A 459-nucleotide genomic window follows, 5' to 3' on the forward strand; every position below is an offset into this window, starting at 1 on the left:
AGGCCAGCATCACCTGGAACAACGGCGTGTGATCGAGCGCGCGCGGCGGCTTGACGATCTCAACCACCTGCTCGAACGGCAGGTCCTGATGCTCCTGCGCGGCCAGCGCCGTGCGCCGCGCGCGCTCAAGAAGCTCGGCAACGCTCGGCGCGCCAGACAGGTCAAGGCGAAGCGCAAGCGTGTTGACGAAGAAGCCGATCAGCTCTTCCACCTCGTGCCGGCCGCGATTGGCGCTCGGCACGCCAATCACGACATCGTCCTGCCCGGACAGGCGCGACAGCACCGCCGCCCAGGCCGCCAGCACCGTCATGAACACCGTCGTGCCATGCTGCCGGCTCAGCCGCTTCAGACCCCGCGTCAGAGCCGCATCGATGACGACCCCCACACCGGCCCCGGCAAACGACTGCTGCGCCGGCCGCGGACGGTCCGTCGGCAAGCCGAGACAGGCCGGGGCGCCAG

General features: G+C 69.9%; 1 protein-coding gene. It reads right to left on the reverse strand.

Translation table 11 applies throughout. The features are described from left to right. Window positions 1-459, reverse strand: a 459-nt coding sequence (locus tag PU724_RS33925; protein WP_426213854.1) for a condensation domain-containing protein, incomplete at both ends; no start/stop codon positions are given.

Origin of the sequence: Mesorhizobium abyssinicae (genome assembly GCF_049887195.1) — a bacterium.
GTDB classification, from domain to species: domain Bacteria; phylum Pseudomonadota; class Alphaproteobacteria; order Rhizobiales; family Rhizobiaceae; genus Mesorhizobium; species Mesorhizobium abyssinicae.